Here is an 18,502-nt window from a genome sequence, read left to right as displayed (position 1 = left end):
GATGGTGGGGGGCGTGCGAAGTCGACCCGGTGACCCGGATCGCCACAAGAAGTGTACGGGACCCGCCGGGTGCCGGGTGACGGCGATGTCCACAACCGTCCGGCCGTCCACAGGGCCGCACGCGCGGGGGCGTTCCGCGGGACGGTTTCCGTATGCGCCTGATCCTGCTGAGCCTGTTGTTCCTGCTGACCGCCGCCGCTCCTGCCGGGGCCACCGACCTGTCCGGAGACCGGAGCTGGCCGGTGGGCTACCACCCCGCCGTCGTCCGGGCCTGGGATCCGCCGTCCTCCGCGTACGGCCCGGGCCACCGGGGCGTGGACCTGGCGGCGCGGGCCGGTGTTCCGGTGCGGGCCGCGGCGGCGGGGACGGTGTTCTTCGCGGGCCGGGTGGCGGGGCGCGGGGTGGTGTCGATCACGGTGGCGGGCACCGGGCTGCGTACGACATACGAACCGGTGGAGCCGACGGTGGAGAAGGGCGACGACGTCGCGGCGGGCGCAGAGGTCGCCACGCTCTCGCCGGGCGCCTTCCACTGCGCGGCGCCCTGTCTGCACTGGGGCCTGCTGCGCGGGGACACCTATCTGGACCCGCTGTCCCTGCTGCCCCCGGAGCTCCTGCGCAGACCGCCGTCCCGGCTGCTCCCGGTCCTCGGCGTACCGGAGAGCGCCCCAGCCCCCATGGGCCCGGAACGTCCGGCGGTCGCGGGTGCCCCGGACGCCATGCACGCCCTGCTCCTGGCCACGGCGGCAGCGGCTGCCCGCGCGGTGCTGCTCAGCCCCGGACGCCCCGCAGCGCCATCGACACCGCGGCGTCGGCGATCGCGCCGGGATTCTCCGCGCCGGCCTCGATCCTTCGTACCGCCGCGTCCACCACACCCTGCAGCAGCATCGCCGCCAGCCGGGGCTGTTCCTGCCCGAGAGCCTGCAGCGCCTCGACGATCATGGCGATCAGCCCGCCGTGCGCATCGCGGATCTTCTCCCTTGCCCCTGCGTCGAGTTCACTGGCCGAGATGGTGACGACGGCCCGGTGCCGCTGGTCCCCGACCAGCGCCAGCTGCTGCCGTACGTAGGCCTCGACCTTGCCCTCGGCCGAAGCGGCCCCCTCCATCGCGGCCTCGATCTCCGAGGCCCACACCGGGAAGTCCACGGCACAGAGCTCTTCGACGACAGCGGCGCGCGAGCGGAAGTACTCGTACACGGAGGACCGGGCGAGGCCCGTGCGCTCCGCGAGTGCGGGGAAGGTCAGCGCCTCCGTACCGCCCTCGGACAGCAGGGAGCGTGCGGCGTCGAGGAGGGCGCTGCGCTGCATGGTCCGGTGCTCGGCCACGGAGGCCGCTCGAATCCTGGGCACGTTTCCACTCTACGGACAGAGAACGGGCAGGGACGATTCAGCTCCGCCTCAACGACCGACGTCGGCCAGCTTGGCCCGCAGCTGGAGCACCGACTTCGTGTGGATCTGGCTCACGCGGCTCTCCGTCACACCGAGCACGTTGCCGATCTCGGCCAGCGTCAGGCCTTCGTAGTAGTAGAGCGTGACGACGGTCTTCTCCCGGTCGGGGAGGGTGTTGATGGCCCGGGCGAGCAGCCGCCGCAGTTCGCGGTCCTCGGCCACCTCCACCGGGTCGTCCGCGTGGTGGTCCTCCAGCGTGTCCATCAGGCTCAGCCGGTCGCCGCCCTCGCCGCCGACGTGCAGCAGCTCGTCGAGGGCCACCACGTTCGCCAGCGACAACTGGCTGAAAACAGCGTGCAGTTCCTCGACCTTGATGCCCATCTCCGCGGCGACTTCGCCCTCGGACGGGGTGCGCCGCAGCTGCGCCTCCAGCGTGGCGTACGCACGCTCGACGGCCCGCGCCTTCTGCCGCACCGAGCGCGGGATCCAGTCCAGCGCCCGCAGTTCGTCGATCATCGCGCCCCGGATACGGGTGATCGCGTAGGTCTCGAACTTGATGGACCGTTCGATGTCGAACTTCTCGATGGCGTCGATGAGCCCGAAGACCCCCGACGAGACGAAGTCGGCCTGCTCGACGTTGGGCGGCAATCCCACGCTGACGCGTCCCGCGACGTACTTCACCAGGGGCGAGTAGTGCAGGATCAGCTGATCCCGCAGCCGGCCGTCGCCCGAGGTCTTGTACGACCGCCACAGCTCATCGAGGGTCGATGGCGCGGCGGGTCGGTCGTGACCCCGGGCAGCTGGGGGCGCTGCCGCGCGGTCGGACCCGGACGTGTGCTGGGGCATGCGTTGCCTTGAGCCGTTCTGCTGTGACGTGCGTGGGGACTTGTGTCTGAGCCGGATTCCTTGTGAGCGTAGCGTGACTGAGGAGTCGCAGTGCGCGAAGGATAGGGGATCGCGACTGCTCACTTCCGTACCGTCGGCAACACCCGGGAGGCGATGCCGAGAGGACCGTGCAGGTCATCGGCATCACCTTTTCACCCGATTGCCCCAGGTCAAGCACCGCCTCGCCGCGCGTTGCCCGTCCGCATGGCATGCGCCGCCAACTTCCAGCTGTCGCCGTGGCGTTCGACGAACCCCAACGAGTGGAGTTCGTACAGCCTGCCGAGCACCTCGTCGCCCGAGGTCCCCGACTCCCGCGCGATGTCCCGCCCCTGCAGAGCCCCATGGGCCGGCAGGGCCTCCAACACCCGCGCGGCGACGGGATCGAGCAGGTCCCTGGGCAGTACGGGGCCACGCCGCTCCGGGGCGAGATCACCGATCTCGCCGACCAGCTCGGCCACTTCATCGGCGTCCGTCACCAGCACGCCCTCGCCGCGGAGGAGTTCGTGCACTCCGGCCGAGAGTCCGCTCGTCGCCGGTCCTGGTACCCCCATGGTGAACCGGCCGAGTTTCTGCGCGCTCCGTGCGGTGACCAGCGAACCACTGCGGTATTTGGCCTCGACGACCACGGTGCCGCGGGTGAGCGCGGCGATCACCCGGTTCCTCATGATGAATCGGCTGGGCGTCGGATGGTCGCCCGGTGGCAACTCGCCGACCAGCAGACCTTGTTCGGCGATCCGGCCGATCAACTCGCCGTGCCCGCGTGGATAGACCTGGTCGACCCCACAGGCGAGGACCGCGACGGTGGCCCCGTTCGCTGCCAGCGCCCCTCGGTGTGCGGCCCCGTCGACCCCGAAGGCGGCCCCGGAGACCACGACCCACCCCCGCTCGGCGAGCCCCGACCCGAGGGAGGCCGCCATGTGCGCTCCGTACGACGTGCACGCCCTGGCCCCGACCACCGCGACGGACCGCAGTGCCCAGATCCGCAGATGGGGCCGCCCCCGCACCCAGAGCCCCACCGGCCTGGCATCCCCCAGATCATCGAGCTGCCGGGGCCACTCCTGGTCTCCGGGGCAGACGAACCGTCCGCCGACAGCCGCCACCGCCGCCAGATCCCGCTCCGGCACGGCGGCCGCGGCCCGCAGCCGGTACCCCCCGAGCCGGTTCGCGCTCGCCCCGGCCAGCGGCTCGCCCTTCCCCTCCTCACAGGTGAGCCGGCGTATGACCTCCACGGCCCCCAGTTCCCGCAGCCATCGCCCGCCGATCTCCTCCCCCGGCTCCAGGACGCGGGTCAGAGCCGCCCGCGCCATCCGCTCCTGTTCGTCCGCTCCCCCGCTCATGACGCACTCACGGCGTCCTGCGCGACGCCCCGCGCAATGCCTGTCCGCAGCTGCAGCGCCAGATCGATGTCCCCCGGTCCTGGCCGGTCGTTGCCTGCCAGGTCCGCCACCGTCCAGGCGACCCGCAGCACCCGGTCCAGGCCACGAGCCGTCAGGAGCCCGCGCTCCATGTCCCGTTCTGCCGCTGCGAGTGCTCCCGGCGAGACAGCCCAGCGGGTGCGCAGTTCATGGCCGGGCACTTCGCTGTTGGTGGTCCACGGAGTCCCCTCCAGCCGCGTCACAGCCCGCTCCCGCGCCTCACGCACCCGAGCCGCGACCACCGCGGTCGATTCTCCGCGGCCGCCCTGCCCCATCAGGTCCGCCCGCTGGACCGGCTCGACCCGCACCCTCAGATCCACACGGTCCAGCAGCGGCCCGGAGAGCCGCGCCTGGTACCTGCGGATCACAGACGCCGGGCATTCACAGTCCGAGTCGCGCTGGCCGTGCCGCCCACAAGGGCACGGATTCGCCGCGAGAACCATCAGGAAGCGTGCCGGCAACCGCACCACTCCGGCACTGCGCGCGATCACCACATGCCCCGATTCGAGCGGCTGCCGCAGAGCATCCAGCGCCCGTCCGGAGAATTCCGGCGCCTCGTCCAGGAACAGAACTCCGCGGTGCGCCAGGGACACGGCTCCCGGTCGCGGCAGCCCGTTCCCCCCGCCGACCAGCGCCTGCATCGTCGCCGAGTGGTGCGGTGCGCAGTACGGGACCACGCTCACCAGCGGCTCCCCCGGCGGCAGCAGACCCGCCACCGAGTGCACCGCGGTCACCTCCAGCGACTCCCTTCTCGTCAGCGGAGGCAGGATCGCGGGCAGCCGCTCGGCCAGCATCGTCTTGCCGGCCCCGGGCGGACCGTGCAGCAGGAGGTGATGGCCGCCGGCCGCCGCCACCTCCAGCGCCTGGCGCGCTCCGCTCTGCCCCGCGACATCGGCCAGGTCCGGGCGGATCCCGCCGGGGTCCGCCGTCAGCCCCGTGCCCACCCCCGCGCCGGGCACCAGAAGCCCTGCCAGGCCCGCGTCCGGGCGGCCTGGTTCCGTGGGCGCCTCGTCCGGCACCTGCTCACCGGTCAGTACGGCGATGAGCTGGCGCAGGCTCCGCACACCGAGGACCGAGATGCCCGGCACCAACGCGGCTTCGCCTGCTGTCTGTTCGGGGACCACCACATGGTGGTAGCCCGCCTCCGCCGCGGCCAGTACCGCCGGCAGGATGCCCCTCACCGGCCGGACCCCGCCGTCCAGGCCCAGCTCGCCGATCAGGACCAGGTCGGCGATCTCTTTGGGGTCGATTCGCTCGGCCGCACCCAGGACCGCGCAGGCCACGGCCAGATCGAAGCCGCTGCCGCCCTTGGGTACGGATGCCGGGCTCAGGCCCACCGTCAGTTTCTTCTGGGGCCACTCCGCGCCGGAGTTCACCACCGCCGCCCTGACCCGGTCCTTGCTCTCCACCAGGCTCTTGTCCGGCAGACCCACCAGCGCGAAGGCCGCGACGCCCGGTTCGAGATCGGCCTGGACCTCGACCACCACACCCTCGACGCCCACCAGCGCCACCGCACACGCACGCGCGAAGCCCATCTCAGGCCACCCCCCGCGCGTGCTCGACCACGGGCGCCCCACGCCTGGGCACCAGCACCCCGACGAGGTCGATGCGCACTCCGCCCGGGGGCGGGCCGCCGTGGAGCGAGAGCCAGTGCTCCGCCAGGCGTCTCAGGCGGTCCGCCTTGACCGGTGTGACACCGGCCATGGGGTGTTCGAAGGACCCTTCTCTACGGGTCTTGACCTCGCAGACGACCAGCGCGTCGCCGTCCTCGGCGACGATGTCGATCTCCCCTGCCCTGCATCGCCAGTTCCGCTCGACGACCGTCATCCCGGCCCCGGCCAGCGTCCGAACCGCCAGCTCCTCGCCGTACCGCCCGAGTGCCCCCCGTGCGTTCATGTCGGCACCACCTCCGGCACCGACTCTGGGGCAAGCACGCCCAACGAGTGGATCTTGGTGGATTACTCGCCGGTTGTGGACAACTCCGTCACCCGGATCAGCTACCCGGAAGTTCGAGATCGCTCTTGTTGAGCTCCTCGATGTTCACGTCCTTGAAGGTGAGCACCCTCACCTGCTTCACGAACCTGGCCGGCCTGTACATGTCCCAGACCCAGGCATCCGCCATCGAGACTTCGAAAAAGACCTCACCCTGGACCGAGTGCACCTGCATCTCGTAATCGTTGGTGAGGTAGAAACGCCGCTCGGTCTCGATCACGTACTTGAACAGCCCGACGACATCCCTGTACTCCCGGTAGAGCTTCAGCTCCATCTCGGTCTCGTACTTCTCGAGGTCCTCGGCGCTCATGGCATGTTCCCCTTCAGCCGTACGTCCCCCTATTGTGCGCCGGTCCCCTGAGCCCCTAGACGACTTCCGGGGCCAGAACCACCGGCGCCGCCGGAGGACCCTCGTCGAGCAGCGTCTTCAGCAGCCCGGCGAGCCTGGTCGGATACACCGTCTCACGCGTCGCGGACAGTTCGGCGGAGGTCCACCACCTCAACCCCTCGACACTGCGCCGCTCCAGCGCCGTGAAACCGTCCATCACGGTCTCGGTCTGCGCCGTACGCACCAGGAAATACGATTCGTCCTGGTCCCAGCGGCGCCCGTCGAAGGGGAACGAACAGATCCGCGTCCAGAGCACGGGGCCGATCTCGACCTCCGTGATCCCGGTCTCCTCCTGCAGCTCGCGCAGCGCCGCCTGTTCCCGCGTCTCGGCGCCCTCGACCCCGCCGCCCGGCGTGAACCACCAGGTGCGCTCCGGGTCGTCGGGTTCGTACCCATGCATCAGCAGGATCCGGTCCTGCGGGTCGAGCAGAACGACCCGTGCGACCTTCCGCAGTCCGCCGCCGCCCTCAGCCGGCACGAGGCGCAGGCTTCTTGCGGCCGAAGAGCCGGCTGAGCGGCCCGTACAGCGATCCGCCGACGATCAGCACCACACCGGCCACCAGCGCCCACACCACCAGCCTCAGCGGCCCCGGCTGCGAGATCCCGCCCGACATGGAGGCGAAGCCCGCCGGCCGCTCCAGCATCCCGCCCATCGGCCAGGCGATGGCGTCCACCCGCGCGCTCACCGCCGAGCGCGGTACGGAACCGTGGTCGGCGTCGGTCAGATGCACCCGGGAGTCCATCGAGTTGGTGCGCTCGTCGCCCAGGAGGAACAGCTGCCCCTGGGGCACCGTGGAGCTGAAGGCGACCGGCGATGCACGCTTGGTGTCCTGCAGATACGGTTCCTCGACCGGCTTGCCGTTGACCGTCAGCCTGCCCTGCGCATCGCAGCAGGCGACCTTGTCGCCGCCGATCCCGATCACACGCTTGACCATGGGCGAATCGCCCCACAGCGCGTCCTTGAAGACCACCACGTCACCGCGGTGCACCTCGCCGCCGTCGATGCGCTGCGCCAGCACCCGCTCGCCCGCCTTGATCGTCGGCGTCATCGAGTCGGTCGGCACGGTGTACGGCTTGTACTGCACCGCCCCCCACGCGAACCCCCCGAGGAAGAGCACACAGCCGACGGCCACGGCCAGCCCCGACAGCACACTGCCGAGGCGACCGCGGCCGCCGCTCGTACCCGTATCTATGGATCCGCCTGACCCGCTCATCCCAGCGCTCCCGCACATCGGAGATCGACAACCTGGGACGGCACCCTACCCGGCGGTAGGCCCGCCGGTCAGCCTCCGCCTGCGCCAGAGCACGATGGGCAGCGCACCGGCGAGCCCGAGACCCGCGGGCCCGACGGCCGCCGCGGCGTTGATGCCGGGCTGGTCGAAGGTGGAGGGGACGGAGAGCCAGTCCCAGTGGTTGACCGGCCAGGCGACCGTGAAGGCGCGGCCGACGACCTGCTTGTTCTCGACCGTGCCACCGCCCTTCAGCTCCTGGTGGTACCGGGAGTCGAGAGAGTTCTGCCGGTGGTCGCCCATGACCCAGATACTGCCCTTGGGCACATGGATCGGCCCGAACGGCTCGTCGTCGCAGGGAGTGTCACCGGGGTAGATGTACGACTTCTCGTCCAGCGGCTTGCCGTTGACGACGACCGGGCCGCCCTTCTTGCACGACACCGTGTCCCCGCCCACCGCGATGACCCGCTTGATCAGGTCCTTCTCCTCGGCGGACGGCATCAGACCGACCAGGCTCAGGAACTTCTGCACCGCGTTCGGATTGGGCGTCGGCTCGCCCTCGAGCCAGCCGCCCGGGTCGTGGAAGACCACGACCTCGCCGCGCGAGGGCTCGGAGCCGAACCACGGCGTCAGCTTGTCGACCAGCACCCTGTCACCGCGCTGCAGGGTGTCCTGCATCGAGTCGGAGGGGATCGAGAAAGCCTGCACCAGAAACGTCTTGATCAGCAGAGCGAGAATCAGCGCGATACCGATGAGCAGCGGCAGCTCCTTCCAGAAGGAGCGCTGCTTCTTCGGCGCCGGATCGGTGTCCTGCGACCCGTCCTCGCCCTCGCCCCCGTCCCCGCCGTCGTCGCCGGCTCCACCCACAGGCGGTGCTGATGCCGGTGCTCCGGAGTCCACGACCTCAGCGTCGTCGGCCGAACCGGGTCGGTCCTCCGGCTCGCCGTGTCCGGATCGTGCGCCGACCGCCACGTCCCCCACATCCACTCCTCACTCCGTGCGACCGCCTGCCCCAAAGTCGACGCAGGCCCACCACTCCCATAACGAGCGGGAGTTCCGCAGGGGTCGGGAGTCGGATCGGTCCGTCAGGGTCCGGATCCGGACCCCGAGGAGACACACTATTCGACGCGAACGGTGCCGCCGTCGACACGCCCGCCGCATCGGGCACCGTTGCGAAGGTGGCCGGTTCCTCCAGTTTTCGCCAGTGTTTGAAGGGCCAGGCGATCAGGACAGCCCGTCCCACAACGTCGTCCTCCGAGACCGTCCCGTGGTACGCCTCCGTCAGATGGAAGCGCGAATCGGCCGAATTCGACCGATGATCGCCCATGACGAAGATTCGCCCGGCCGGGACCTTTACCTCGAATTTGAGTTGCGACGGCGGATTCCCGGGGAAAAGGTACGGCTCGCTCAGCGCTTTGCCGTTCACCGTGACCTGGCCGTTCTTGTCGCAGCACTTGACGGTGTCCCCGCCGACCGCGATGACGCGCTTGATCAGATCCTGCTCGTCGTTGGACGGCAGCAGCCCGATGAAGGTCAGGCCTTCCTTGATCTGCTTGATCACCACCGGGGAGTCCTTGGCGGTGCTCTGTGTCTCCTGCTGCAGCCAGTGACCGGGGTCCTTGAAGACCACCACATCACCGCGCCGGGGCTTCGAGCCGAACCACGGAGTCAGTTTGTCGACCAGCACCCGGTCGCCGATCCGGATCGTCTGCTCCATCGATCCCGAGGGGATGACGAAGGCCTGCACCAGGAACGTCTTCAGTACGAGGGCGATGAGCAGCGCCACGGTTATCAGGAGGGGTATCTCCTTCACCGCCGACCTGCGCCGCCGCCGCTTCACCTTGCGCGCGAGCCTGCGCCGCTCCGCGCGGGTCGGCAGCGACCGCGGCCGGGCCGCAGGCTCCGGTCCCACGGGCCGCGACCCTGTCGGCAGCGGGTCCTCGGCCACCGGGGCCCCGCGGCCACCACGGCCGCGCCCCCGGTTACCCATGACCGCCGCCCGCAGCTGGTACGCCGGAGAAGGCACTCGTACGCCCCACCGAGCTCCAGCGCCCCAGCGGCCAGCCGATCCACTGCGCCCGCCCGATCACCTGGCCGACGGGCACCATCCCGCCGCCCGCCTCACCGAGGTGGTCCCGGGAGTCGCTGGACTTGGCACGGTGGTCGCCCATGACCCACAGGGTTCCGGCGGGCACCACGATGTCGAAGTCGACCGACGACGGGGCATCGCCCGGGTACAGATACGGCTCGTCCACCGGCTTCCCGTTCACTTCGATCCGTCCCCGCTTGTCGCAGCAGACCACATGGTCGCCGCCCACTCCCACCACACGCTTGACGTAGTCGGTCTCGGAGGGCTCCGCCAGGCCGAGCGCCGCGGCCGCGCCGTGCAACAGGCCGGTCACCGGGTTCCCCGCGGGCTTCTCGCTCACGAAGGAGCCCGTTCCGTCGAAAACGACGACGTCCCCCCGGGCCGGCTCACCGCCGAAACGGTACGCCAGCTTGTTGACGAGCACCCGGTCCCCGACCCGGAGCGTGGGCTCCATGGAGCCGCTGGGGATCAGGAAGGGCTGCATCACATACGTACTGAACAACAGCAGGAAGACGGCGCACGCGACGACCAGCAGCCACCCCCTACGCACAAAGCGCGGCCTCTCCCCCTCACCGGTGTCCGGTGCGGAGGAGCGGTCGCGCTCCGTGTCGTGCAGTGCTTCGGTGTCCATCGCGGCCAGAGCTTATCCGGCCGCACTGTGGACTCAGCGGTCGCGCTTCTCCTTGATCTTCGCGGCCTTGCCGCGCAGCTCACGGAGGTAGTACAGCTTCGCGCGGCGGACGTCACCGCGGGTGACGACCTCGATCTTCTCGAAGATCGGGCTGTTCACCGGGAAGGTGCGCTCGACGCCGACGGAGAAGGAGACCTTGCGGACCGTGAAGGTCTCGCTGACGCCGGCACCCTGGCGGCGGACGACTACGCCCTTGAACTGCTGGATACGCGAGCGGCTGCCCTCGATCACGCGGACGTGAACGTTGACCGTGTCACCCGGGCGGAACGCGGGGAGGTCGCTGCGCAGGGAGGCGGCGTTGACGCCATCGAGCAGGCTGGCCATGATTATCTGCTTTCTTCGCCGATGCCACAGGTCATCAGCGGGATCATCGAGATGATTTCGGGAGCTGTTCGCGTCGGGCCTGACGTCGTTCCCCCTGTGGCAGGGGCGCCGGCTGGACGTACAGCAGCGGCCTATTGTTCCACGGCCTCGGGGTTGCGCCCAAATCGGCCGTCAGGGCCGGGCTTCCAGCCCAGCACGGAGAGCATCTCGCGGTCCTTCTTGTTCAGGGTCGCGGGGTCGCAACCCTCGATCAGATCAGGCCTGTTGAGCGTCGTACGTCGGAAGGCCTCGTCCCGCCGCCAGCGCGCGATCTTTCCGTGGTGGCCGCTGAGCAGCACGTCGGGGATGCCCCGGCCGCGCCACTCGGGCGGCTTGGTGAAGACCGGGCCCTCCAGGAGGTCTGCCATCGCGCCGGGGGCGAAGGAGTCGTCGCGGTGCGATTCGGCGTTGCCGAGGACACCGGGCAGCAGCCGGGCGACGGCCTCCGTGATCACCAGTACGGCAGCCTCGCCGCCGGCCAGGACGTAGTCCCCGATGGAGACCTCGTAGACCGGCATACGGGTCGCGTACTCGTCGATGACCCGGCGGTCGATGCCCTCGTAGCGCGCGGGCGCGAAGACCAGCCAGGGCCGCTCCGAGAGCTCGACGGCGAGCTCCTGGGTGAAGGGTCGGCCGCTGGGCGTGGGGACGACCAGGACCGGGCCGCCGACACCCGCCTCGTATCCGTCCGCCAGGGCGTCGTCCAGGCAGGCACCCCAGGGCTCGGTCTTCATGACCATGCCGGGGCCGCCGCCGTAGGGGGTGTCGTCGACCGTGTTGTGCCGGTCGTACGTCCACTCCCGCAGGTCGTGCACGTGTACGTCGAGCTGCCCGCGGGCCCGCGCCTTGCCGACGAGCGAGACGTTCAGGGGTTCCAGGTACTCGGGAAAGATCGTGACGACGTCGAGCCGCATCAGCCGTCGTCCCTCTCGGAAGCGACCTCGGCCTGGCTGTCGTCGATCAGGCCGGGCGGCGGGTCGATGACGGCCCGCTGCTCCTCCAGGTCGATCTCGGTGACGATCTGCTCCACGAAGGGGATCATCAGCTCGCTGCCGTCGGGGCGCTCCACGATGAACAGGTCCTGCGAGGGCAGGTGGGTGATCTCGGTGATCCGCCCGATCTCGGTGCCGTCGGCCAGCACGACATCGAGGTCCATCAGCTGGTGGTCGTAGTACTCGTCGGGCTCCTCGGGGAGCTCCTCGGGGTCGACGTCCGCGATGAGCAGCGTGTTGCGCAGGGCTTCGGCAGCCGTACGGTCGTCGACGCCCTCGAAGCGGACCAGCAGCCTGCCGCTGTGCACCCGCCCCGTCGCGATGGTCAGCGGACCCACGGATGCGGGGTCGGTGGTGAGCACGGCGCCGGGACCGAGCCGCAGCTCGGGCTCGTCCGTACGCACCTCTACGGTGACGTCGCCCTTGATGCCGTGGGCGCGGCCGATGCGCGCAACAACCAGCTGCACTTGATTTGACTCCTGTCTCACGACTACGGGCCGGGGACGGCTACTGGAGCCCTCCCCGGCCCGAGCCGGTGTTCAACGTGTGTCTCAGCGAACCTGGTCCACGTCGACGAGGTCGACGCGAATACCGCGGCCGCCGATGGCGCCCACGACGGTACGCAGAGCGCGTGCGGTGCGGCCGTTGCGGCCGATCACCTTACCGAGGTCATCGGGGTGAACCCTGACCTCGAGAACGCGCCCGCGACGCAAGGTGCGCGAGGCGACCTGTACATCATCGGGGTTGTCCACGATGCCCTTGACGAGGTGCTCGAGAGCCTCCTCGAGCATGATCAGGCCTCGGTCGACTCAGAGGCGGACTCGGCCGGAGCCTCGTCCGACTTCTTGTCAGCCTTCTTCGCCTTCGGGGTGATGGCCTCACCCTTCGGCTCGCCCTCTTCGATCGAGGCGGCGAACGCCTCGAACGCGGCGCGCTTGTCTTCCTTCGGCGCGGCGACGAGCAGCGGCGCGGGGGCCGGGAGGCCCTTGTGCTTCTGCCAGTCGCCCGTGAGCTTCAGGATCGCCATGACCGGCTCGGTCGGCTGAGCGCCGACGGAGAGCCAGTACTGCGCACGCTCCGAGTTGACCTCGATGCGCGAGGGGTTCTGCACCGGGTGGTACAGACCGATCTCCTCGATGGCCCGGCCATCACGGCGGGTACGGGAGTCGGCGACGACGATGCGGTAGTGAGGCGAACGGATCTTGCCCAGACGCTTCAGCTTGATCTTGACTGCCACTGGAGTGGTGTCTCCTGGTCTTGTACGTGGTTGGGCACAACGAGATGCCGCGTGGGGTTGCGGTACTCGGGTGCCCGGAGGACGCGTCAGCCGGAGGCGAGAGGGTCCTGCACGGCTGTCGAGTACAGCTGTCCATTGTGCCACACGCCCGCGGCGGGCATATACCAGTCCCCCTACCACCAGGAAGGGGTCAACTCGCCACGGCCACCACTTCCGGGATGCGGAAAGGTTTGCCGCATCCGCCGCAGACGATCGGCGCCTGCGCCAGTACGGACGGGACGACCCGGACATTACGGCCGCAGTCGCAGACCGCCTTCACCCGCACCCCTCCGCCCGACGAACCGTGCCGGGCGGCAGGTCCACGGAAGGAACGCTTGGTGTCTGCGGCAGTCGCTACGGTGTGCGCCTTCAGCGCACGCTGCAACCGCTCGATCGTTGGCCGATACCTGCGCTTGGCCTCGGGATTGAGTGCGACCAGGGAGAAGCCACTGCTGGCATGTGGCTCCTCGGGATGGTCGAGACCCATTTCCTCGGCAATCGCCAGGAATCGTCGGTTGTGGTACCGGCCGGCGCGGGAGGTGTCGCGGACACCTCGGGCGGCGGCGATGCCGTGGACTGCCTCATGGAGCAGTCGCTCGAAGGAGAGCTCAGCGCCGCAGGCGGACGAGGACTCTCCGATCAGGGACTCGGGCGCGGCAAGATCTGGCAGCTCGGGGTGGTACCGCTGAATGTCGGCCCACGCCTGCGCCAGTTCTGCGGCAAGTACAGGTGGTGTCGTGCTCACGTCGTGACAACGAGCCGGGGTGCCCCTGTGTTCCTATTCCGGGGCATCCCAAATAATTTGCACGTACCCGTCAGTTGCCATTGATGCGTCCTGACGAGGGCGGGTGCGCTGATCTGCGGAGAAGCCTCACAGCTCATACCAAGGTGGTGCGTAGGGGCGCGTACGCCCCGGCGCGTAGACACCCTCCAGGCGCCGGGTCGCGGGACACCCGCTGAGGCGCAAGAGGCCTTTCGGCCGTAATGGTGCGGTCCGCATGCGAACGGCACGACGGCGACGCTACCCGCACCGGCGTCCATCTCACACACCGCCCTTGCCGTACGGGGGCATCCGGGGCGCACACAAGCATTGCCCTTCTCCCTCTGGACGCGGGCACGGATGCGGAGTTGTCTGGCATACGGGGAGAGTGCGCGCACGCATATCCGGGGGGCTGTCAACCAGGGCAAAGGGCACAGCCGACCTGTCGGCGGATTGGGGCGCTTTCGATGACACCTACGCTCGTCCGGCACCACACTGCCTCTCCGGAAGCGGCCGCACGCGCCCGCGACTGGGCCGAGATACAGGAACGGATGCTGGTGCCGCTCTACGAAGCGGTGTACGAGCGGCTGGAGGTGGGCCCTGCCACCCGGCTGCTCGGCCTCGGCTGCGGTTCGGGCCTCGCGCTGCTCGTCGCGGCTTCACGGGGCGCGGCGGTCACGGGCACGGACAGCCACGCGGAACGCATCGCACTGGCCCGCCAACGGCTGCTCCCGGTGGACGGCAGGCCCGCAGACGAGCCGGCGTCCACTCCGTACAACCTGATCACGGCCTTCGAACCGATCGGCTGCGCGGCGGGCGACGCGGAGGATCTCGCGCCCGCGCTCCAGGATGCGATCAGCCATGCCGAGCGGGGCAGTGCCGTGGTCCTGACCGGCTGGGGCCCTCCCGAGCGCTGCGCCACCTCGACGGTGCTGCGGGTGGCCGCCCGGCTGGCGGACACGGCAGGGCGGCCGGTGCGGGACGACCTGGAGGAGATGGCGGCGTGCACCGGGCTGCGGCCCGACGGATCGGGCCGGGTGGCCTGCCCCTTCGGCTACGCGGACATGGACAGCGCCGTACGCGGACTGCTCTCGACCGGGCTCTTCGACGCGGCCGCCCGGGCCACCGATCCCTCTCAGGTGGAGAAGGAGCTGGCGGAGTCGCTCCATCCGCATCTGCGCCGGGACGGCACGGTCTGGATGCCGAACGTCTTCAGGTACCTGATCGCGCGCATCCCCTAGCTCCGGGGAGGTCAGGCATCGTCCTTGGTCATCCTGGTGATGCCCGCGGCCCGGTACGCCTCCGCCTCCTCCAGCGTCTCGTTCTCCAGGAGCGCCTGGGCCAGTGCGTCCAGCTGGCCCCGGTGCTCGCGCAGCAGCCGGCACGCGTCCTCGTAGCAGCCGTCCACGATGCGCCGCATCTCCGCGTCCACCGCGTCCAGCGTCGCCGGGGCGGCCGAGAGCCCGTAGGCGCCCTGGGCATCGCTGGGGATGGCGGTCAGCCGGCCGACCTTCTCGCTCATGCCCCAGCGGGCGACCATGCCGCGGGCCATGTTGGTGACCTGCTCCAGGTCGTTCTCGGCGCCCGTGGTGATGACGTCGAAGACGACCTTCTCGGCCGCCATCCCGCCGAGCGCGCTGACGATGCGGGCGCGCAGATAGTCCTCTGTGTACGCGTACTTGTCGGAGTCCGGCGTGGAGAGCGTGACGCCCAGGGCCCGGCCGCGCGGCACGATCGTGATCTTGCGGACCGGGTCGCTGCCCGGGTACAGCATGCCGAGCAGGGCGTGACCGCTCTCGTGGTACGCGGTCCGGCGGCGCTCCTCCTCCGGCATCACCAGCGGCCGCTCCGCGCCGAGCTGGACCTTCTCCAGGGCGTCGGAGAGCTCCGACTGCCCGACGGTCTTGTGCTTGCGCTTCACCGCGAGCAGCGCCGCCTCGTTGGCCAGGTTGGCCAGGTCCGCACCGGTCATCCCCGGTGTCGTACGGGCGACTTGGGCCAGGTCCACGTCCTCGGAGAGCGGGATCTGCCGGGTGTGGATCTTCAGGATCGACTCACGGCCTCCCCGGTCCGGCGGGCTGACCTGGACGACCCGGTCGAACCGGCCGGGCCTGGTCAGGGCCGGGTCCAGGACGTCGGCCCGGTTGGTGGCCGCGATGACGACCACGCCTTCCGAGCCGGAGAAGCCGTCCATCTCGGTGAGGATCTGGTTCAGGGTCTGCTCGCGCTCGTCGTGGCCACCCATGCCGGCGCCGCCGCCACGCGCCCGCCCGATGGTGTCGATCTCGTCGATGAAGATGATCGCCGGGGCCACCTTCCGCGCCTCTGCGAAGAGTTCACGTACCCGCGAGGCACCCACGCCGACGATCATCTCGATGAACTCCGAGGCCGAGGCGGAGAAGAACGGCACATCCGCCTCGCCCGCGACGGCCCGCGCCAGCAGGGTCTTTCCGGTGCCGGGAGGGCCGGCGAGGAGCACGCCGCCCGGCATCCTGGCGCCCATCTCGTGGTACTGCTCGGGGTTCTTGAGGAAGTCGACGACCTCCGACAGTTCGCCCTCCACCTCGTCGATGCCCGCGACGTCCTCGAAGGTGGTCCGCTTCCCCGACTCCGGCTCGACCGGCTTGGGCGGCGCCTTGCGGCCGAGGCCGCCCATGCCGCCTCCCATCGCCGCACCCATCCGCCTGGCGATGAAGATCCACAGCACCACGAGGAGCAGCATCGGTGCGAGCGAGATCAGCAGGTTGGAGAGGAAGCTGCGCTCCTGGACGACGGGCGTTGCGGTGACCGTTGCGCCGTCCTTGGCCAGGGCTGCCCAGAGGTCGTCGTCGGCGAAGGACGGCCGCTGGGTGGTGAACTTGGTGTAGCTGTCGCCGCCGTCGGGGTTGTCGGCCGCCTTCTTGAGCTGCCCCTGGATCGCATCGCCCTTGGAGTAGATCTTCTCGACGTTGTTCGCCTGGACCTGCTTGTTGAACTCCGTGTACGAGACGGTGGGCTCATTGCCCGAGTCGAAAAGCGACAGCACGAGGTTGGCGATCAGGTACACGATGAGCGCCGTCAGGATCAGCCCGCCCCACCCTCCGGGCATCTTCTTCTTCGGCGGCGGGGGCGGCGGCGCGCCCTCCGATCGCCAGGGCTGGTCCGGGCGGTCGCGAGGCGGTACGGGGGTCGGAGTGCTCACGTCGCGACCGTAACGGAGATCCGACACACCGGCATGAAATGGGTCATTTAGGTATGAAAGCGGCCCGTATCCCTGGTCGGGACACGGGCCGCCGTTTCTCCTCGTACGCCTAGCCCATGAACTTCTTGAACTCGTCCGGGAGCTCGAAGTTCTGCGGGGCCTCGGCGGCCGGCTGACCGGCCATGCCACCCTGCTCGCGCCGCTCGGCCGCGGCCTGCTCGTCGGCCTTGCGCTTCATCGGGTTGCCGCTCTTGCGCTTGCCCTTGGCCTGCTTGACCTGCTTCTTCTGCCGGCCGGGCCCGCCGCCCATGCCCGGCATCCCGGGCATTCCCGGCATGCCGCCGCCCTGGGCCATGCGCGACATCATCTTGCGCGCCTCGAAGAACCGCTCGACGAGGTTCTTCACCGCGCTGACCTCGACACCCGAACCACGGGCGACGCGCGCCCGGCGCGAGCCGTTGATGATCGTGGGGTCATGGCGCTCGGCCGGGGTCATCGACTTGATGATCGCGGCGGTACGGTCCACCTCGCGCTCGTCGATGTTGGCGATCTGCTCCTTCATCTGCCCCATGCCGGGCAGCATGCCGAGCAGCTTGGAGATGGAGCCCATCTTCCTGACCTGCTCCATCTGAGCCAGGAAGTCGTCGAGCGTGAAGTCCTTGCCGCCCTTGCTGCCCTGCAGCTTGGCGGCCATCTTCTCGGCCTCATCCTGGCTGAAGGTCTGTTCGGCCTTCTCGATGAGGCTGAGCATGTCGCCCATGCCGAGGATGCGGGACGCCATGCGGTCCGGGTGGAACGTGTCGAACTCGTCCAGCTTCTCGCCATTGGACGCGAACATGATCTGGCGGCCGGTGACGTGCGCGATGGACAGGGCCGCACCACCACGGGCGTCGCCGTCCAGCTTGGAGAGGACGACTCCGTCGAAGCCGACTCCGTCACGGAAGGCCTCCGCGGTGTTGACCGCGTCCTGGCCGACCATCGCGTCGACGACGAAGAGGATCTCGTCGGGGCTGACGGCGTCGCGGATGTCCGCGGCCTGCTGCATCAGCTCCTGGTCGATGCCGAGGCGTCCTGCGGTGTCGACCACGACCACGTCGTACTGCTTGGTCTTGGCGTACGCGATGGAGTCCTTGGCGACCTTGACCGGGTCGCCGACGCCGTTGCCCGCCTCGGGGGCGTAGACGGCGACGCCCGCGCGCTCCGCGACGACCGAAAGCTGGTTGACGGCGTTGGGGCGCTGGAGGTCACACGCGACGAGCAGGGGCGCGTGGCCCTGGCTCTTCAGCCAGAGGCCGAGCTTTCCCGCGAGGGTCGTCTTACCCGCACCCTGCAGACCCGCGAGCATGATCACGGTCGGCGGGTTCTTGGCGAACCGCAGGCGGCGGGTCTCGCCGCCGAGGATGCCGATGAGCTCCTCGTTGACGATCTTGATGACCTGCTGGGCGGGGTTCAGCGCCTGGGAGACCTCGACTCCGGCGGCGCGTTCCTTGATCTGCTTGATGAAGGCGCGGACGACGGGCAGCGCGACGTCGGCTTCGAGGAGCGCGATACGGATCTCGCGCGCGGTGGCGTCGATGTCCGCCTCGGACAGGCGGCCCTTGCCCCGGAGGTTCTTGAATGTCGCGGCAAGGCGGTCGGAGAGGGTATCGAACACGGCGGTCGCGGATCCTCGGGCTCGGGGTCAGGTGGGTGTTGCCGTCCAGGGTATCTGGCCGCCGCGCGGAGCCAATCCCCCCTGTGCGGCTAAACCGCCGCCGCTCTCGCGGAAGTGGCTGGCGCCGGTGGGGGTTGCTCAATGGCCACTCGCGGTCCGTTCGGATGCGACACCGGGGAAAATTCAGCCCCTGCGGCGTTT

20 protein-coding genes and 1 pseudogene are annotated in these 18,502 nt (G+C 69.7%); 2 read left to right on the top strand and 19 right to left on the bottom strand.

The window, feature by feature from the left end; genetic code table 11:
- Positions 1–152: 152 nt before the first annotated feature.
- Positions 153–527: pseudogene (locus AB0H78_RS22190) on the top strand (M23 family metallopeptidase); the annotation flags it as partial.
- Between the two features lie 241 nt (positions 528–768).
- Here the strand turns inward: AB0H78_RS22190 and AB0H78_RS22185 are convergent.
- From AB0H78_RS22185 to AB0H78_RS22105, 17 genes are all read right to left on the bottom strand, one after another.
- Positions 769–1,323, bottom strand: a complete 555-nt coding sequence (locus AB0H78_RS22185) for a helix-turn-helix domain-containing protein (RefSeq protein WP_363236390.1) — start codon at positions 1,321–1,323, stop codon at positions 769–771.
- 72 nt (positions 1,324–1,395) lie between these two features.
- On the bottom strand, positions 1,396–2,232 hold the full coding sequence (whiG, locus tag AB0H78_RS22180; protein ID WP_363236225.1) for an RNA polymerase sigma factor WhiG: 837 nt from the start codon (positions 2,230–2,232) through the stop codon (positions 1,396–1,398).
- Between the two features lie 209 nt (positions 2,233–2,441).
- Positions 2,442–3,608 carry a DNA-processing protein DprA gene (dprA, locus tag AB0H78_RS22175; protein WP_363236224.1) on the bottom strand — a complete coding sequence of 389 codons (1,167 nt, stop codon included), beginning with the start codon at positions 3,606–3,608 and terminating at the stop codon, positions 2,442–2,444.
- On the bottom strand, positions 3,605–5,221 hold the full coding sequence (locus AB0H78_RS22170; RefSeq protein ID WP_363236223.1) for a YifB family Mg chelatase-like AAA ATPase: 1,617 nt from the start codon (positions 5,219–5,221) through the stop codon (positions 3,605–3,607). The genes dprA and AB0H78_RS22170 overlap by 4 nt, the downstream gene beginning before the upstream one ends.
- A 1-nt stretch (position 5,222) precedes the next feature.
- A complete protein-coding gene (locus tag AB0H78_RS22165; RefSeq protein ID WP_363236222.1) occupies positions 5,223–5,582 on the bottom strand; it encodes a YraN family protein in 360 nt (119 codons plus the stop codon).
- A 97-nt stretch (positions 5,583–5,679) separates the two neighbouring features.
- The gene (locus AB0H78_RS22160; RefSeq protein ID WP_005311352.1) at positions 5,680–5,988 is read right to left on the bottom strand and encodes a DUF2469 domain-containing protein; all 309 of its coding nucleotides are present in this window, start codon (positions 5,986–5,988) and stop codon (positions 5,680–5,682) included.
- A 55-nt stretch (positions 5,989–6,043) separates the two neighbouring features.
- Positions 6,044–6,544: an NUDIX hydrolase gene (locus AB0H78_RS22155; RefSeq protein WP_363236221.1), complete on the bottom strand. Its 501-nt coding sequence runs from the start codon at positions 6,542–6,544 to the stop codon at positions 6,044–6,046.
- Positions 6,534–7,280: a signal peptidase I gene (gene lepB / locus AB0H78_RS22150; protein ID WP_363236220.1), complete on the bottom strand. Its 747-nt coding sequence runs from the start codon at positions 7,278–7,280 to the stop codon at positions 6,534–6,536. The genes AB0H78_RS22155 and lepB (AB0H78_RS22150) overlap by 11 nt, the downstream gene beginning before the upstream one ends.
- Before the next feature lie 45 nt (positions 7,281–7,325).
- On the bottom strand, positions 7,326–8,267 hold the full coding sequence (lepB, locus tag AB0H78_RS22145; RefSeq protein WP_363236389.1) for a signal peptidase I: 942 nt from the start codon (positions 8,265–8,267) through the stop codon (positions 7,326–7,328).
- Positions 8,200–9,285 (bottom strand): signal peptidase I, encoded by a 1,086-nt coding sequence (gene lepB, locus AB0H78_RS22140; RefSeq protein ID WP_363236388.1) that lies wholly within the window; start codon positions 9,283–9,285, stop codon positions 8,200–8,202. The genes lepB (AB0H78_RS22145) and lepB (AB0H78_RS22140) overlap by 68 nt, the downstream gene beginning before the upstream one ends.
- Positions 9,278–10,015 (bottom strand): signal peptidase I, encoded by a 738-nt coding sequence (gene lepB / locus AB0H78_RS22135; RefSeq protein ID WP_363236219.1) that lies wholly within the window; start codon positions 10,013–10,015, stop codon positions 9,278–9,280. Before lepB (AB0H78_RS22135) ends, lepB (AB0H78_RS22140) begins: the two co-directional genes overlap by 8 nt.
- 33 nt (positions 10,016–10,048) lie before the next feature.
- Positions 10,049–10,399 carry a 50S ribosomal protein L19 gene (rplS, locus tag AB0H78_RS22130; RefSeq protein ID WP_363236218.1) on the bottom strand — a complete coding sequence of 117 codons (351 nt, stop codon included), beginning with the start codon at positions 10,397–10,399 and terminating at the stop codon, positions 10,049–10,051.
- Positions 10,400–10,530: 131 nt separating this feature from the next.
- Entirely contained in the window at positions 10,531–11,352 is an 822-nt protein-coding gene (trmD, locus tag AB0H78_RS22125) for a tRNA (guanosine(37)-N1)-methyltransferase TrmD (RefSeq protein WP_363236217.1), read from the bottom strand.
- On the bottom strand, positions 11,352–11,897 hold the full coding sequence (rimM, locus tag AB0H78_RS22120; protein WP_363236216.1) for a ribosome maturation factor RimM: 546 nt from the start codon (positions 11,895–11,897) through the stop codon (positions 11,352–11,354). The genes trmD and rimM overlap by 1 nt, the downstream gene beginning before the upstream one ends.
- A gap of 84 nt (positions 11,898–11,981) precedes the next feature.
- A complete protein-coding gene (locus AB0H78_RS22115; RefSeq protein ID WP_003980229.1) occupies positions 11,982–12,221 on the bottom strand; it encodes an RNA-binding protein in 240 nt (79 codons plus the stop codon).
- Between the two features lie 2 nt (positions 12,222–12,223).
- Positions 12,224–12,667, bottom strand: coding sequence for a 30S ribosomal protein S16 (gene rpsP / locus AB0H78_RS22110; protein ID WP_363236215.1), 444 nt, complete (start codon positions 12,665–12,667; stop codon positions 12,224–12,226).
- A gap of 190 nt (positions 12,668–12,857) precedes the next feature.
- Positions 12,858–13,451 carry a hypothetical protein gene (locus AB0H78_RS22105; protein ID WP_363236214.1) on the bottom strand — a complete coding sequence of 198 codons (594 nt, stop codon included), beginning with the start codon at positions 13,449–13,451 and terminating at the stop codon, positions 12,858–12,860.
- A gap of 482 nt (positions 13,452–13,933) precedes the next feature.
- Between AB0H78_RS22105 and AB0H78_RS22100 the strand changes: the two genes are divergently transcribed.
- Complete coding sequence (locus tag AB0H78_RS22100) at positions 13,934–14,707, top strand: SAM-dependent methyltransferase (RefSeq protein WP_363236213.1); 774 nt, start codon at positions 13,934–13,936, stop codon at positions 14,705–14,707.
- An 11-nt stretch (positions 14,708–14,718) separates the two neighbouring features.
- On the opposite strand, the gene ftsH is transcribed toward AB0H78_RS22100, so the two are convergent.
- Together ftsH and ffh are read right to left on the bottom strand one after the other, a co-directional pair.
- Entirely contained in the window at positions 14,719–16,647 is a 1,929-nt protein-coding gene (ftsH, locus tag AB0H78_RS22095) for an ATP-dependent zinc metalloprotease FtsH (protein ID WP_363236212.1), read from the bottom strand.
- Between the two features lie 109 nt (positions 16,648–16,756).
- Complete coding sequence (gene ffh / locus AB0H78_RS22090) at positions 16,757–18,301, bottom strand: signal recognition particle protein (RefSeq protein WP_363236211.1); 1,545 nt, start codon at positions 18,299–18,301, stop codon at positions 16,757–16,759.
- Positions 18,302–18,502: the final 201 nt, after the last annotated feature.

This window comes from Streptomyces sp. NPDC050738 (genome assembly GCF_040654175.1).
Lineage (GTDB): Bacteria > Actinomycetota > Actinomycetes > Streptomycetales > Streptomycetaceae > Streptomyces.
Note: the sequence above shows the minus strand (reverse complement) of the source record. Positions and strands in the feature narration are given on the sequence as shown.